We start from the raw sequence: 15,498 nt of genomic DNA, 5'->3' as shown, positions 1-15,498 counted from the left end.
CGGTAAAAGTTGGTCATGGATTGGATCCTGATATGGGAGATTGTCTATACGGTACTTTTGGTATTGGTTTGTCTGAAGGCCATTTATGATACAGGCTCCAATACGAAGGCGCTTGCCTATGTATTAGCCATTATATTCTTACCCGTTGCCGGTATGGTTTTCTATTTTGTTTTCGGGACAAACTATCGGAAAAGGAAAATTTATTCAAGAAAATTATTAGCAGATGACCATCAGTCCAGAAGACTGGAGGCCGCCATCCAGCGCAAGTCGCTAAGCCTGATTGCCGGAGGAAACGAAGTCGTGCAGTCACATAAGGGCATTGCCCGACTGTTATTAAAAGAAAATATGAGCCCGCTAACCGGAGGTAATAAGGTTGAATTACTGGTTAACGGAGAGCTGAAATTTCCGCGCGTATTGGAAGCGCTTAAAAATGCCAAAAATCATATCCACATGGAGTACTACATCTATGAGGATGATGGAATTGGTCGCGAGATTGAACAGATATTAAAACAAAAGGCCGCTGAAGGGGTTGAGGTCCGGCTTATTTATGATGATTTTGGAAGCCGTTCTATCAGAAAGAAATTAGTGCCCAGATTAAAAGCGGCGGGCGTACAGGCTTATCCCTTTTACGAAATCATTTTTTTAGCGCTGGCCAATAGGTTGAATTATCGTAATCACCGTAAGATTATTGTGGTAGACGGCTGCATTGGTTTTATAGGCGGAATCAATGTAAGTGACGGGTATATTAATGCCCTGGATAAGCAGCCCGGGAAGCTTAAAAAGAAAAAACTATTCTGGCGCGATTCTCATGTCAGAATTGAAGGGGCCGGCGTTCATTATTTGCAACATCTGTTTTTATGTGACTGGAATTTTTGTGCCCGGCAGAGCATTATTCCAAGTCCGGATTATTTTCCCAGGCTGAACGGCAGTGATACAGAGGGTAAATATGTACAAATTGCCGCAAGCGGTCCTGATTCTGATAATCCGACCATTTTATTTTCATTATTGCAGGCCATCCATCAGGCAGCACATGAGCTATTAATTACGACGCCTTATTTTATTCCCGAACAGGCCGTGATTGATGCCTTAAGAATTGCGTCCCTGTCAGGGGTTAAGGTTAAATTATTGGTGCCGGGAAAATCTGACTCAAGGATTGTTAATGCGGCCGCAAGATCCTTTTACGGGGATTTACTGGATGTGGGGGTGGATATCTATTTATATCAAAAAGGGTTTATCCACGCTAAAACCCTGGTCGTAGACCGCCGGTTATCCATTATCGGTTCTGCCAACATGGACTATAGAAGTTTTGACCTTAATTTTGAGGCCAACGCAATTGTCTATGATGAATCCTTCGGAACGGAACTGGCCAAAAGCTTTTACGATGATCTAGAAGGAGCCGTTAAAATAGATACTTTTCAATGGGAGCAACGGTTCTGGTTACAAAAACTGCTGGAAAAAGCAGTCAGGTTAATAGCCCCATTGTTGTAGCGCCCCACTTAAACACTTAAAAACGACTAGATGTATCATTCGCTAAAAAATAGCAGCGCGTCAATAAGGCGTTCACTTTTACCTTCGCGCACCGCAGGTCTTTTGCTGTTTGTTTGTCTCCTGCTTTTCCGTATGAAATCCTCCGGTCAGACGAACCGGGAAGAGGCAGTCCAAACAGGGGATCTTACCCAGGTGGACTTTTCGTTTGCTTTTACCGAAGGACCGGTAAGTGACCGGGCGGGCAATCTTTATTTTACGGACCAGCCTAATAATGCCATCTGGAAGTATGGCGTTGACAATCAATTATCGTTATTCATGCAGCCGGCAGGCAGAGCCAATGGAATGTATCTGGATGGTTCGGGTAATTTACTGGTTTGCGCAGATCTTTATAATCAGATCTGGCGTATACATCTGCCTTCCAAAGAGGTGGATACCTTACTTACTAATTTTCAGGGTCGCCTGTTAAATGGCCCCAATGATATATGGACGGACCGCTCAGGAGGAATTTATTTTACAGACCCTTATTATCAGAGAGATTATTGGTCCAGGAAACGTTCCGAGCAGGATAAAGCCTGTGTATATTATTTGCCCAAAGGAGCAAAAGAAGCAAAAAGAGTCGTTGATTATTTAGTCAAACCCAACGGCATCGTAGGCTCAGCAGACGGAAAATATCTGTATGTTTCTGATATTGAAGGCAAGAAGATCTACCGCTTTGACAGAGGCGCTGCAGGGACATTAACGAATCCCAAGGTGATCTTGCATCATGTAGCTGACGGAATTACCACCGATCAGAATAACCATCTGTATCTAAGCGGAAATGGTGTCACCATCATCAACAAGGAGGGTAGGATTTTAAATTATATCCCGGTCAGCGAACCCTGGGTTTCTAACCTTAGTTTTGGAGGCAAAAACCACGATGTATTGTTTATTACCGCTTCGACGCATCTTTATAAAATCCAGACCAATCAAAAAGGGGTACTGCCATAGTCGTGATGGTCATAAATGTATAAAAGCATGAAACCGGCTTTACTCCCGGATAGGGTAAAAATTTTTCAGGCGGGTCGGTAGCCTTTTTTGTTCAAAGACTGATTAATGCAGGTATTGCATCTGAGGCCGGGAGATTAGATGTTAAATTTTCTGCGTGGACCCGTTCCCTGCGGACTGACCAGGCGTCCCGCAGTGCTTTTATATGAGTAATTTTATTGTGTAATAAACATTGACGATAAAAAGAAATGATTCAACATGGCAGATAAATTACAGCAAATCCCATTTAGTGTTTTAGATCTGGCGCCTATTGTTGCAGGTGGTAATGCTGCGGATTCTTTTAAACGCAGCGTCTCATTAGCCAGGCATGCAGAAAAGCTGGGTTATAAAAGAGTGTGGTATGCGGAGCACCATAACATGGAAAATATAGCCAGTTCAGCTACCGTATTGCTAATCGCCCATGTTGCGGAAAACACGCATACGATAAGGGTAGGCAGTGGCGGGATCATGCTTCCCAATCACGCTCCTTTAATTGTTGCGGAACAGTTTGGCACCCTGGCTACGCTCTTTCCGGGAAGAGTTGATCTGGGGCTCGGCCGGGCTCCCGGAACCGATCAAATGACCTCTCTGGCATTAAGAAGGTATATGCACAGCGTAGACCAGTTTCCAGCAGATGTTCAGGAGCTAAGAGATTATCTGGCTACGCCGGACAGAAATACGCCGGTTAAAGCCATTCCCGGAATGGGAACGGAGGTGCCCATCTGGCTTTTAGGCTCCAGCACCTTTGGTGCCCGCCTGGCCGCCCGCTTAGGCCTGCCTTATGCTTTTGCCAGCCATTTTGCGCCTACCTATTTAATGGAAGCGTTACGGATATACCGGGATGAATTTGTGCCGTCCGCCTCTTTGTCCAGCCCTTATGCAATGGCCTGTATCAATGTAATGGCAGCAGATACGACTGCGGAGGCCGAGCGCCTGGCAACTTCTTTTTATCAGATGGCCAGAGGCATTGTCACCAATGAGCGCAGACCACTACAGCCGCCGGTGGATTCCATGGATGGGATCTGGGATGAAATGGAAAAGGCGGCTGTGATGCAGATGATGCGTTACAGTTTTATCGGAAGCGCGACCCAGGTGGAGGCCGGACTGGAAGACTTTGTAACGCAGACCGGCGTGGATGAGGTCATGATCGCCAGTCATATTTATGATAATGAAGCCAGGTTAAATTCTTATAGTCTGCTGGCGCCCCTGTTTAAAAAAGCATAAGTCGGCGCAAAATCAAATCAATTGTAAAGGTCAGTTCTAAAAATTCGTTTTTTGGATTAAATACATATATTGCGTGAAGTTATATCTTATAGCTTTTTGTAAGAGATATTTGTGCAAACGTTTACGTGGTGATAAACAAAAAGTTATGACTGTTTAAAGCAAGATTTCAATCACATTATATCTTTATTATGTTCAAAAAGTTACCCGGAATTTTTACGGCAGCTATTTGTCTGTTATCGCTCGGCGTCTCCAGCAAAGGGAATGCACAGCCAGCAGGTCTTCAGGCGGCAAGAACAGACAGTTTTGTAAATCCCTTACTGGTCACAGGGCCGGATCCCTGGGTCGTTCAGCATAAGGGCACTTATTATTTTTGCAGGACAACGGGCCGCAATATTCAACTGCTGGCCACGACCAGAATGTCCAGACTCGCCGAGGCAAAACCGGTAACCGTCTGGACTCCGCCGGACACCGGAACCTATGCCAAAGAGTTGTGGGCCCCTGAAATGCATTATATTAACCATAAATGGTATATTTATTTTGCGGCAGATGACGGGGATAATAATCATCACCGGATGTATGTATTGGAAAATGCAGATGCCGACCCCCTGACTAACCATTGGGTATTTAAAGGTAAAGTGGCTGACCCTACCAATAAATGGGCTATTGACGGAACCGTCTTTACTTATAAAAAGCAATTATATATGCTCTGGGCCGGCTGGCAAGGTGATATGAATGTGCAACAGAATATTTATATCGCAAAGATGAAAAATCCATGGACGATTCAGGGAGAAAGAGTGCTGCTCTCCTCCCCTGTTTATGACTGGGAAAAGAAAGGTTCGGTCAAAGATGCGCTCCCTGCAGTAAATGAAGGTCCGGAGATTTTAAAAAGCCCACAGGGCAGAATTTTTCTGGTGTATTCCGCGAGCGGATGCTGGACGGATCATTATAGTTTAGGAATGCTCAGCCTGAAAAAAGGAGCAAGCCCGATGAAGGCGGATAACTGGATCAAAAAAGATCAGCCCGTATTTGCCAGCGCCCCTGAAATCGGCGTATTTGCACCTGGGCATAACGGCTTTTTCAAATCCCCTGATGGAAAACAGGACTGGATCATTTATCATGCGAATGATAAGGCAGGTCAGGGCTGCGGAAGGTTCAGAAGCCCGCGCATGCAGCAGATTTTCTGGAATAAAGACGGAACCCCTGATTTTGGCAAACCGGTCGCTGCCGGTACAAAACTCGCAGTCCCTTCAGGTGAGTAAGGGGTAAATAGTATAATCAAACAACAAAACACTCTTTTAAAAAGCTTTTATGAAACACAATTTTAAACGCAGCCGTATAGCCGCTTTTAGCGCACTTGGCATATCAGCCATTATGGCCTTCAGTTGTAACGGGTCCCGGGACAATAAATCAAAGTCGGGAGAACCTGCCGATTCAACGGCCACGACCGTTGACTTAATGAATAAAGCAGGCTTCCAGGGAATGCTGGATGGGGTAAAGACCGATTTATTTGTTCTTAAAAACAAAAATGGAATGATGGCCACTTTTACCAATTACGGTGGCCGCCTTGTCAGCCTGCAGGTGCCGGGAAAAGAAGGTAAACTGGTCAATGTCGTGTGTGGTTTTCCTTCCATTGCAGATTATTCCCAGGCAACGGAACCTTATTACGGGGCTACCATCGGCAGGTTCGGGAACAGAATCGCCAAAGGGAAATTCAGTTTAAACGGGAAACAGTATACATTGTTTCTTAATAACGGGGCCAATACGCTGCACGGGGGGAAAAAAGGCTTCCAGTATCAGACCTTCGACGCGGCTCAGCCAGACAGCAGTACCGTCGTATTCTCCAGGGTATCCAAGGATATGGAAGAAGGGTTCCCGGGCAATCTGGACGTGAAAGTAACCTATCATCTGAACGACCAGAACGGTCTTGACATGACCTATGATGCCACAACGGATAAAACCACTGTCGTTAATTTAACCAATCATGCCTTTTTTAATTTGAACGGAGAGGGAAGCGGAACTATTTTGAACCATCAATTTACCATTTATGCCAGCAGTATTACACCGGTAGACAGTTCACTGATTCCGACAGGTAAAATACTTGATGTTAAAGGGACGCCTTTTGATTTTTTAACGGCTAATACCATGGGCTCCAGAATCAATCAGGAAAATGAACAACTCAAAAATGGTAAAGGATATGATATTAATTATGTGCTGGACAGTACCGGGGATCATCATTTAGCGGCAACGGTCGTGGGGGATAAAACCGGTGTAAGGATGGATGTTTATACCGATCAGCCGGGGCTGCAGGTGTACAGCGGAAATTTTATGCAGGCGGCCAACACCTTTAACAACGGTGTGAAAGACAGCTTTAGGACCGCATTTGCCATGGAAACCCAGCATTATCCGGATGCGCCCAATCAGCCTGCTTTTCCAAGCACGGTTTTAAAACCCGGACAGCATTATCATACGAGTTCAGAGTATAAGTTTTCCGTTCAAAAATAAGCTCGGGACGCACAATAACTTAGCCATGGGAGGGGATTAAAACCCCTCCCATTTTTGCATGATGCCCGTGCAGGTCGGCAATATTAAAGCAATTGTTATTTTGCGTGGAATTTGTGGCTGTTTATATCAAATAGTCTATTTTTAAGGTCACTACACTTATAGCCCAAACCGGGTATTTAAATTTTCCAACGTTTTAAAAAGATGTACTAGTAAAGATGTATCAAGTCAGGTCCTTTCCGTTTTGGGGTGCAGGCCGTATCGTTTTGGCACTGCTATTTCCATTTGTATTCACCGTTTTAAATGCGCAAAGCACGGCCAGGCAAATTGCGCCGGCGTATCCTTTAATCACGCATGACAGCTATTTCAGTATCTGGTCTAATTCAGATCAGCTAAATCAAAGCACGACCGTACACTGGACGGGACAGCAGCAATCCATGATTGGTATTATTGAGGTGGATGACAGGTTTTACCGTTTTTTAGGGAAGTCGCCGGATGTCTATCATGAAATTCTGCCTACAACAAACGACAAGTCCTACCAGGCAAAATATAGTTTCGAACAACCGGCAAAAGACTGGACGACCTTAAGTTATAACGACTCAAAATGGCAGGAGGGAGCAGCTCCGTTTGGAGATAATGAGCATACAGCCCAAACGCTGTGGAATACAAAGGATCTGTGGGTCAGACGGGATTTTGAGATGGATCCTGCCAGTTTAAACCAGTCTCCCGTATTATTAAATATATGCCATGATGACAATGTAGAAGTCTATTTAAACGGCAAAGAAATTTGGAAAAAACAGGGATGGACCGATAAGTATTTAAAGCTTAAAACAGCGGTTAATCTGAAAGCCCTGCTGAAGAAAGGTAAAAACGTCCTGGCTATCCATGTGGCAAATACAGCTGGTGGCGCATTTTTGGATGCCGGCCTTGTTCAGCTGCAGCAGCAAAAAGAGTTGGATCAGATCACAACGGCCGAGCAGACCGGTGTGGAAGTTAAAGCCACTCAGACAAATTATCAGTTTAAAGCAGGGGACGTCGCTTTGAATGTACAGTTTATTTCTCCCTTGCTGCTGGATAGAATGGACATTTTGAGTCGCCCGGTTTCCTATATTGATTACCATGTCAGCTCATTAGACGGTAAGGCCCATCAGGTTAAGCTTTACCTCTGCGTGAGTTCGGATCTGGCAGTAGACCAGCCCAGGGAACAGGTGGCAGCCTTTAGAAAAAATGATAACGGGCTCAGTTATCTGCAAACAGGAACAACCAGTCAGCCCATATTAAAAAAGAAGGGAGATAATGTCCGTATCGACTGGGGTTATTTTTATGTAGGAGGTACCGGCAATGGCGCATTGAAACAATATCTGTCAGAAAATGCAGACGCCGGGATTAAAGCTTTTTTAAGTGGGAAGCCCTATAACACCGCTACTACGATGCAGGGCAAGAGCCTTGGTCTGAATACAGTCCAGGATTTAGGCCGGGTGGAGGGGGCAGCCTCTGCTTATATTGAGCTTGCTTATGATGAACGCTATGCGGTACAGTATTTCCATGAGAACCTAAGGCCCTGGTGGAATAAAGACGGCAAGCAGACCATTCAGGGGCAGTTACTGGTCGCCGCCAAAGACCATGACCAGGTATTAGTGCTCTGTAAAAGTCTGGATCAGCAGATAAAAGACAACGGGTTAAAATACGGAGGAGAAAAATATGCGCATCTTTTAAATCTGGCCTACCGCCAGAGTATTGCAGCACATGCTATCGTAGAATCTCCACAAGGTGAACTGCTGTTCTTGTCAAAAGAAAATTTCAGCAACGGGTCCATTAATACGGTAGACATCACTTATCCGTCCTCCGCTTTATACTTGTTGCATAACCCGGATTTATTAAAAGGGATGATGAACGGAATTTTCTATTACAGCGAGAGCGGTAAATGGAACAAGCCCTTTCCTGCTCATGACCTGGGAACCTATCCAATAGCAAACGGACAAACCTATGGAGAAGATATGCCCGTTGAGGAAGGAGGTAATATGGTGATCCTGGCAGCGGCCATCGCCGCGGTCGAAGGGAACGCGAATTATGCCAAAAGCCACTGGAAGACCCTTACGACCTGGACTGATTATCTGGCCAGTCAGGGGATGGATCCGGCCAATCAGTTATGTACGGATGATTTTGCGGGACACCTTGCCAGAAACGCCAATCTTTCCATAAAAGCCATTGAAGCGGTGGGCGCCTACGGAAAAATGGCCGAGATGTTAGGGGACAAACAGACCGCTCAAAAATATAGTGCCATGGCCCGGCAAATGGCCGCTAAATGGCAACAGCTGGCTGATGCAGGCGATCACTACACGCTGACCTTCCAAGGGCCTAAAGACAGCTGGAGTCAGAAATACAACATGGTCTGGGATAAAATGCTGGGCATAAATGCATTCCCCGGTTCAGTGGCTGCAAAGGAGCTGACATTTTATAAAACCAAACAGTTAGCCTTCGGTCTGCCACTGGATAGCCGTAAAACCTACACCAAATCCGACTGGATTATGTGGACGGCCAGCATGACCGGCTCCAGAAAGGATTTTGAAACCTTTATTGACCCTATTTACAAGTTCGCCACGCAAACGCCCGACAGAGTCCCTTTAAGTGACTGGCATGAAACCACCAACGGCCACCAGGTCGGATTTCAGGCACGCAGCGTTGTAGGCGGCTATTTTATGCGCGTATTGGAACAAAAATTAATCAACAAATAGAAACGTAAAGAATACGGTTATGCGATCTGTAAAAAAGATGATAAAACTTGCTGCGGGCATTATGGCCTGTCAGTCACTTTTTCTGAGCGTGGCCAGCGCTCAGAAGGGGCCGGTAATAGTAACACAGGTTAATTTTCCCGAGACTCATGCTGAGAATGGATTTTATCCGGGCAATAAAGCCCCCTTGGCTCCGATGCATTTTATAAAGCTGCCCATCGGCAGCATTCAGCCGGGAGGCTGGCTAAAAAAATATTTGGAACTCCAAAGGGACGGACTGACCGGGCATTTAGGCGAGATCAGCGCCTGGTTGGAAAAAAACGACAATGCCTGGCTGGACAAAGAAGGTAAGGGAGGACACGGCTGGGAAGAAGTGCCTTACTGGTTAAAAGGATATGGAGATCTGGCCTATATATTAAAGGATCCCGTCATGTTAAAAGAAACGATGGTGTGGATAGAGGCTGTGCTTAAGACACAAAGACCGGACGGGTTTTTCGGGCCGCTCAATCTGAATAACGGCAAGCCCGACCTCTGGCCAAATATGATTATGCTCTGGTGCCTGCAATCTTATTATGATTATAGCAAAGACAACCGTGTTATCCCCTTTATGACCAAATACTTTGATTGGGAACTGAATCTGCCGGACAGCATGTTCTTAAAAGATTATTGGGAAAACAGCAGAGGGGGCGATAATCTGTACAGTGTTTATTGGCTGTACAACAGAACGGGAGATGCCGGATTACTGAAACTGGCAGAAAAAATACATCGCAATACGGCAAACTGGCGGCAGCCGGATAATTTGCCTAATTGGCATAATGTTAATATCGCCCAAAGTTTCAGGGAGCCTGCCACCTATTTTATGCAGTCCAAAGACTCCGGCGATCTGAATGCCACTTACCGTGATTTTTATCTGGTTCGTAATATCTATGGACAGGTGCCGGGAGGGATGTTCGGGGCCGACGAAAATGCAAGACCCGGATATACGGACCCGCACCAGGCTGTGGAGACCTGCGGTATGGTGGAACAAATGGCTTCCGATGAAATGCTGATTCGCTTCACCGGAGACCCGTTTTGGGCAGACAACTGCGAAAATGTAGCCTTTAATACGTATCCCGCGGCTGTTATGCCGGATTTTAAATCCCTCAGGTACCTTACGGCACCAAATATGGTTATCAGCGACGATAAGAATCACAGCCCCGGTATTCAAAACAGCGGGCCGTTTTTAATGATGAATCCTTTTAGCAGCAGGTGCTGTCAGCATAATCATGCGCAGGGATGGCCTTATTATGCGGAAAATCTATGGATGGCCACACCGGATAACGGAATAGCAGCTGTACTGTACTCGCAAAGTGAGGTACAGGCAAAAGTAGGGCGTGGCACAACCGTTACCTTAAAGGAACAGACCAATTATCCCTTTGAACAGGAAGTTCGGTTTACCGTGGTTACTGCTAAAACGGTCAGCTTCCCGGTATATCTGAGAATACCTGGCTGGTGCGAGCATGCGGAGCTGTTTGTCAACGGGCAAAAAGTATCCGGAGCGTTACACGCAGGAGGATACGCCAAAGTAGTGGGTAGCTGGAAAAACGGCGATCAGATAAAACTTAAACTGCCCATGAAACCCACGCTTAAAAAATGGGCGGAAAATAAAAATAGTGTGAGCGTAGATTTGGGTCCTTTGAGCTTTTCTTTAAAGATAAAGGAGGAGTTTGTAAAGCAAGACAGCCGTAAAACGGCTATAGGAGATTCCCACTGGCAGGCAGATGCCGATCCCACAAAGTGGCCCGCTTACAATATCTTCCCTGCCAGCGCCTGGAATTACGGACTTGTATTGCCTAAAGACGGAGATATCTCCAACTGGGTGGTCAAATACAAGGCCTGGCCGAAGGATTCCATGCCCTTTACCCCGGGTTCTGTTCCCATTGAAATAGAAGCCAAGGGTAGAAAAATACCCGGGTGGACCATCGATAAAAATGAGCTCTGTGGCGTGTTGCCGCAAAGTCCGGTACTCGTCAGTACGCCCGAGGAACCGTTGACGCTCATCCCGATGGGGGCGACCCGTTTAAGGATCAGCTCCTTTCCGGTAGTAGAAACAAAATAAGGGATATTCAATAAAGGAGGCCTTACTTATTATATGGAGTAATAAGTAAGGCCTCTTTTATTTTTAATAAGCAGCATCCGGTATCTACAATAAGGAAAGCCAGTCGTCAATTGTAATAATGAGTGACTGCCGGGGAAAAACTCTTTCCATTAATACCTGATGGACCGTGTCGTCTCTGTCAGAACATCCGTCAGCCAGAACGGTTATTTTAAAATCCTTATCGCTGGCCTCTCTGAGGGTGGACAATACAACCCCGCTGGTAGAAATTCCAGCCATCACCAGGTGTCTGATCTGCCGGGCCCTTAATATCAAATCAAGACCGCTGCCGGCAAAAGCGCTGAACCGCTTTTTAATCAGCACCAGATCTTCCGCCTTAGGCGCAATGGCATCAGGTATGGCATAGTTGGCGGCGTCATCCAGACCCACGTTGGTGTTTTTAATATTTGAAAATGCCAGATTATCCGGATGAACCTCCGGATAGCCGGCTCTGAACCCAACGACGACATACATGACCGGAATGCCTGCTTTTCTGGCTCCTGCAATCGCTCTTGCGATACCGTGGATATAATAATTGGGGTCTTTCAGGGATTTAATCGTGTGCTTTTGCACATCCATGACGAGTAGTGCTGTATCTGCGTATGTTTGATGATTTGTTGCCATAAATACATGTATAAAATTCAAAGAGATTTAGGACAAAAGTAAGCAATGGCCGTTCAAAAGTATCGGGCGGCCTGTTAAAGCTGTAAATAGGTCAGATGTACTGCAAGGGCCGAATATGCCCGGTTGCCGGACAAAAGTTTTATTAAAACGGGTGTAAGGCCACCTATTAATTATTGAACGCAGTAGTCCCGGCAGTAAGGCAATAGGTTTATTGATTTATATCAGGATAATATCGTTTCTGTATCCATCCAGTTTAGGGTCATCCGGCTGCAGTTCAGTAATTAAATAATCAATATTTTTCAGCGGGCAGAGGTGCATGGGTAAGGAGGAATCCAGTTTTTCAGATATGGTGATAATGGCCAGTTGACGCGCAGCGCGTAACATGGCTTTTTTTACCTGTGCCACCGACCAGTCGTTTTCTGTTAATCCGTCTACCGGGTCAATGCCATAGGCACCCAGTAGGCATAAGTCCACTTTTATATCGGCTAGTTCTGCAATGGGCTTTTCTCCAATATTAATTTGTGAGGACATATCCAGTTGTCCGCCAATTAAAATAACTTTGATCAAAGGGTGTGTCGCTAACTCCAGGGCCATCAGCGGGCTTACGGTAAAAAAAGTAGCCTCCAGGTCGTCCGGGATTTGCCGGACTAGTTCCAGCATCGTTGTTCCTGTCCCGATTAAAATATGGGAGCCGGGGCGCAGCAGCTGAATCGCCTTTTTGCCAATAGCCTTTTTGGCATCATGGGCATAGGTTTTGCTTTGCTGAATCGGATAATGATAGGATCTTGACAGTGCGCCGCCATGGACCTTTATCAGTTCTCCGGCATCTGCCAGTTCAGCCAGATCTCTGCGGATGGTGTCTTCAGAAACATTGAGCTTTTGGCTCAGTTCAGAGGACAGCACTTTATTGTGTAAATTGATTTCTTTTATAATGAAGGCATGTCTTTCATTTTTAAAAAGACCTGTAGCAGGGATTTCCATATTCTTGGGTTTTAAGTAGTCGCTTTTGTTCAGTTCTCAATCCGGTTTGGGGATTTACGGCTGGTATGACAAATCGCATAAACCCGCATAAATCCGCGTATTAAAAATACGAATAATATTTGTATTTAATGGACATATTATAGGGGATATTTACAGAAATATCCCATAAGGGGAAAAGGAAGGCCGTATCGGCATAAATGATGTATGTCATTTGATAGCAATCTATTGTGTTTTTTATCGGAGGCCGATTTCTGGATTTTTAAACAAAAAAAAGAAATGAATGCAATCCATAAAAAAGGAAACACGGAAAAAATAACATGGAAAATGTCGCCGTTTTATGCTAAAAATTATAAATTTACGGCACAAAATTGCAAGCCCGTAGCTGTTGCTAACCTTTTTTAGATATTTGATCTTTAAGTAAGCGTATCTTTTCACCTTAGTTAGATGGTATGTTGTATTCTCAAAAAAGAGTATTTGCAGGAGCCTGTCTGGGGATCCTGATTTTTGGTATGGGTATCACGACACTGGGATCCGTTAAGCAGGATTTAATGCAGCGTTTCTCACTCAGTGAAATCGGGGCCGGAACGCTTTTTTCAATCCTTCCCTTAGGGATTCTGACTGGTTCTCTGCTATTCGGACCGGCAGCAGATAAGTACGGATTTAAATATATTTTATCCGGGTGTTGCCTGAGCATGTTTTTAGGCTTTGAGGGGATGGCCTTTGCCTCTTCCTGGTGGCTGTTGAGAATCTGTGTATTTTTGTTTGGCCTGGGAGGAGGAGCCATGAATGGGGCCTCCAGTGCGCTGGTGGCCGATTTAAGCGGAGAAAGAAAAGGGGCCAATCTCAGCATACTGGGCGTCTTCTTTGGGATGGGTGCTTTGGGGATGCCTTTAGTGCTGGCAGCACTTGTGAACCGGATTGCTTATGATGTCATCATAGCAGCAGTGGGCGCGCTCTCTTTAGCCGTCTGTTTATTTTATCTATGTATCCGTTTCCCGGCGGCTAAATTAGGCGCCGGTTTTCCCATAAAACAGGTGGTGGCACTCATAAAAGACCCTGTTTTATTACTTATCGCCTTTTTTCTGTTTTGTCAGAGCAGCCTGGAATCTCTGGTAAATAACTGGTCAACGTCTTATTTAATCGGGGCCAAAGGGTTCGCGGATAATCAAGCATTATTTGCGCTTTCTTTATCAGTAGCCGGTATGACGGTCATGCGGCTGTTGCTGGGAAGCCTGTTAAAAAACCGCTCTGGCGCCGCTTTATGGAAAATCGCCTTTATTTTGCTCTTGTCAGGATGGGCGCTGACAGTCTTGCCGGCAGGATACCTTATGAATGTGCTGGGTTTGATTTTTATCGGAGCCGGTCTGGCAGGCGGGTTCCCATTGATGCTCGGGCTTGTGGCGGACAGATTCAGTCAGCTCTCTGCCACGGCTTTTAGTGTCGTGCTGGTCGTAGCCCTTGCAGGCAATATGCTGGTCAACTATCTGATGGGGGTCGTTGTTCAGCGCAGCGGCATTCAAAACTGGAGCCCGGCCATTATCATAGAATGGGTGGTAATGGCGATGCTTTGCGTGGCTATTGTCCGCAAAACCGGTAAACAGCCTGCTTAAATGATACGTCCGGGTAGCCATCCGCTATATTCGAACGGAGCGGTTAGAAAAAATTGGTTATTTTTAATTGCAATACGAGAACCCTTTTAAATACCGGCAAGTGAAAAAATTGTTTAACTGGTCTTTTATTTTACCGCTGATAGCCTGGATCGCCTATTTCTTTCATTGGGCAGACGGATCGGTTGTGCTGGAAATGCTGACCGGCCTGCTTTTGATCGGAGCCGTGCTCTCGGGCGTGCATCATTCAGAAGTTATTGCCGTCAGAGTAGGAGAACCTTTTGGGACCATACTACTGGCCGTAGCCATTACCATTATAGAGGTAGCGCTTATTATCACCCTGATGATGTCAGGAGGGGAAAAAGCGTTGTACCTGGCCAGAGACACGGTTTTTTCTGCGGTAATGCTGATCCTAAATGCCATCATCGGCATTTGCATACTGGTAGGCAGCGCCAAGCATTTTGAGCAGTCTTTCCAAAAGGACTCTGTGAATACAGCCCTGGTCAGCCTGATTGCCATTTTGGTACTGACGCTTATTCTCCCCAACTATACGACCAGTGTCAGCGGACCCAGATACAGTGAAGTACAGCTGATCTTTATTGGGATTGCCTGCCTGGGTATTTATGGTACTTTTTTATTGGTTCAGACGGTGCGACACAAAAATTATTTTTTATCGGAGCATCCGGCTGAAGCGGTTCAGCCCACAGAAAACGCCGGTCCTCCCGATAACTTCCATCTGATGATGAGCCTTTTGTTTTTACTGATTAGCCTGGGCGTGGTGGTCTTACTGGCAAAAGCATTTTCTCCGGCTATTGAAGCGGCCGTTATCAGGGCCGGGTTACCTAACTCCTTGGTGGGTGTGCTGATCGCCGCACTGGTATTGCTTCCCGAAGGGATGGCCGCCATCATCGCCGCCAGAAAGAATAATTTACAGACAAGCCTGAACCTGGCGCTTGGTTCAGCCCTTGCCAGTATCGGGCTGACGATTCCGGCGGTTGTTTTTGTCAGCCGTTTATTACATCTGGATTTGATTTTAGGGCTGGATACTAAATCGATGATTCTTTTAGGGTTATCCATTTTTACCGTGATGCTGTCGCTGAGTAAAGGAAAAACAAATATTTTGTATGGGGTGGTCTTACTGGTAAATTTAGGAGCCTATATATTTACCGTTATATTTCCTTAAGCG

General features: G+C 45.7%; 11 protein-coding genes. 9 read left to right on the top strand and 2 right to left on the bottom strand.

Annotated features, from left to right (window positions below; genetic code table 11):
- Nucleotides 1-15 precede the first annotated feature (15 nt).
- From cls to BLU80_RS00665, 7 genes are all read left to right on the top strand, one after another.
- Nucleotides 16-1,488 (top strand): cardiolipin synthase, encoded by a 1,473-nt coding sequence (gene cls, locus BLU80_RS00695; protein WP_091392136.1) that lies wholly within the window; start codon nt 16-18, stop codon nt 1,486-1,488.
- Between the two features lie 132 nt (nt 1,489-1,620).
- On the top strand, nt 1,621-2,475 hold the full coding sequence (locus BLU80_RS00690; protein WP_211481700.1) for an SMP-30/gluconolactonase/LRE family protein: 855 nt from the start codon (nt 1,621-1,623) through the stop codon (nt 2,473-2,475).
- A 255-nt stretch (nt 2,476-2,730) separates the two neighbouring features.
- Complete coding sequence (locus tag BLU80_RS00685; protein WP_091392131.1) at nt 2,731-3,735, top strand: LLM class flavin-dependent oxidoreductase; 1,005 nt, start codon at nt 2,731-2,733, stop codon at nt 3,733-3,735.
- 188 nt (nt 3,736-3,923) lie between these two features.
- Nucleotides 3,924-4,994, top strand: a complete 1,071-nt coding sequence (locus BLU80_RS00680; protein ID WP_091392128.1) for a glycoside hydrolase family 43 protein — start codon at nt 3,924-3,926, stop codon at nt 4,992-4,994.
- 49 nt (nt 4,995-5,043) lie between these two features.
- Nucleotides 5,044-6,237 carry an aldose epimerase family protein gene (locus tag BLU80_RS00675; protein ID WP_211481699.1) on the top strand — a complete coding sequence of 398 codons (1,194 nt, stop codon included), beginning with the start codon at nt 5,044-5,046 and terminating at the stop codon, nt 6,235-6,237.
- A 215-nt stretch (nt 6,238-6,452) separates the two neighbouring features.
- Nucleotides 6,453-8,969, top strand: a complete 2,517-nt coding sequence (locus BLU80_RS00670; RefSeq protein ID WP_091392125.1) for a glutaminase family protein — start codon at nt 6,453-6,455, stop codon at nt 8,967-8,969.
- 37 nt (nt 8,970-9,006) lie between these two features.
- Nucleotides 9,007-11,064, top strand: a complete 2,058-nt coding sequence (locus BLU80_RS00665; RefSeq protein WP_244518634.1) for a beta-L-arabinofuranosidase domain-containing protein — start codon at nt 9,007-9,009, stop codon at nt 11,062-11,064.
- Nucleotides 11,065-11,148: 84 nt separating this feature from the next.
- Here the strand turns inward: BLU80_RS00665 and BLU80_RS00660 are convergent, their stop codons facing one another.
- Both BLU80_RS00660 and BLU80_RS00655 read right to left on the bottom strand, forming a co-directional pair.
- Complete coding sequence (locus BLU80_RS00660; RefSeq protein ID WP_091392120.1) at nt 11,149-11,724, bottom strand: cysteine hydrolase family protein; 576 nt, start codon at nt 11,722-11,724, stop codon at nt 11,149-11,151.
- A 216-nt stretch (nt 11,725-11,940) separates the two neighbouring features.
- A complete protein-coding gene (locus BLU80_RS00655; RefSeq protein ID WP_091392118.1) occupies nt 11,941-12,705 on the bottom strand; it encodes a DeoR/GlpR family DNA-binding transcription regulator in 765 nt (254 codons plus the stop codon).
- Between the two features lie 449 nt (nt 12,706-13,154).
- On the opposite strand from BLU80_RS00655, the gene BLU80_RS00645 reads away from it, so the two are divergent.
- Both BLU80_RS00645 and BLU80_RS00640 read left to right on the top strand, forming a co-directional pair.
- Nucleotides 13,155-14,315, top strand: coding sequence for an MFS transporter (locus BLU80_RS00645; RefSeq protein ID WP_091392113.1), 1,161 nt, complete (start codon nt 13,155-13,157; stop codon nt 14,313-14,315).
- A 100-nt stretch (nt 14,316-14,415) separates the two neighbouring features.
- Entirely contained in the window at nt 14,416-15,495 is a 1,080-nt protein-coding gene (locus tag BLU80_RS00640; protein WP_244518633.1) for a calcium:cation antiporter, read from the top strand.
- Nucleotides 15,496-15,498 lie beyond the last annotated feature (3 nt).

It is taken from the genome of Arachidicoccus rhizosphaerae (genome assembly GCF_900107765.1).
Taxonomy (GTDB): Bacteria; Bacteroidota; Bacteroidia; order Chitinophagales; family Chitinophagaceae; genus Arachidicoccus; species Arachidicoccus rhizosphaerae.
This window is presented reverse-complemented; position numbering and strand designations above follow the sequence as displayed.

What these genes read in the sequence shown, in the direction of transcription:
- cls (WP_091392136.1), top strand. Translation starts at nt 16, where the DNA reads ATGGATTGGATCCTGATATGGGAGATTGTCTATACGGTACTTTTGGTA.
- BLU80_RS00690 (WP_211481700.1), top strand. Translation starts at nt 1,621, where the DNA reads ATGAAATCCTCCGGTCAGACGAACCGGGAAGAGGCAGTCCAAACAGGG.
- BLU80_RS00670 (WP_091392125.1), top strand. Translation starts at nt 6,453, where the DNA reads ATGTATCAAGTCAGGTCCTTTCCGTTTTGGGGTGCAGGCCGTATCGTT.
- BLU80_RS00665 (WP_244518634.1), top strand. Translation starts at nt 9,007, where the DNA reads ATGATAAAACTTGCTGCGGGCATTATGGCCTGTCAGTCACTTTTTCTG.
- BLU80_RS00685 (WP_091392131.1), top strand. Translation starts at nt 2,731, where the DNA reads ATGGCAGATAAATTACAGCAAATCCCATTTAGTGTTTTAGATCTGGCG.
- BLU80_RS00655 (WP_091392118.1), bottom strand. Translation starts at nt 12,705, where the DNA reads ATGGAAATCCCTGCTACAGGTCTTTTTAAAAATGAAAGACATGCCTTC.
- BLU80_RS00675 (WP_211481699.1), top strand. Translation starts at nt 5,044, where the DNA reads ATGAAACACAATTTTAAACGCAGCCGTATAGCCGCTTTTAGCGCACTT.
- BLU80_RS00645 (WP_091392113.1), top strand. Translation starts at nt 13,155, where the DNA reads ATGTTGTATTCTCAAAAAAGAGTATTTGCAGGAGCCTGTCTGGGGATC.
- BLU80_RS00660 (WP_091392120.1), bottom strand. Translation starts at nt 11,724, where the DNA reads ATGGCAACAAATCATCAAACATACGCAGATACAGCACTACTCGTCATG.
- BLU80_RS00680 (WP_091392128.1), top strand. Translation starts at nt 3,924, where the DNA reads ATGTTCAAAAAGTTACCCGGAATTTTTACGGCAGCTATTTGTCTGTTA.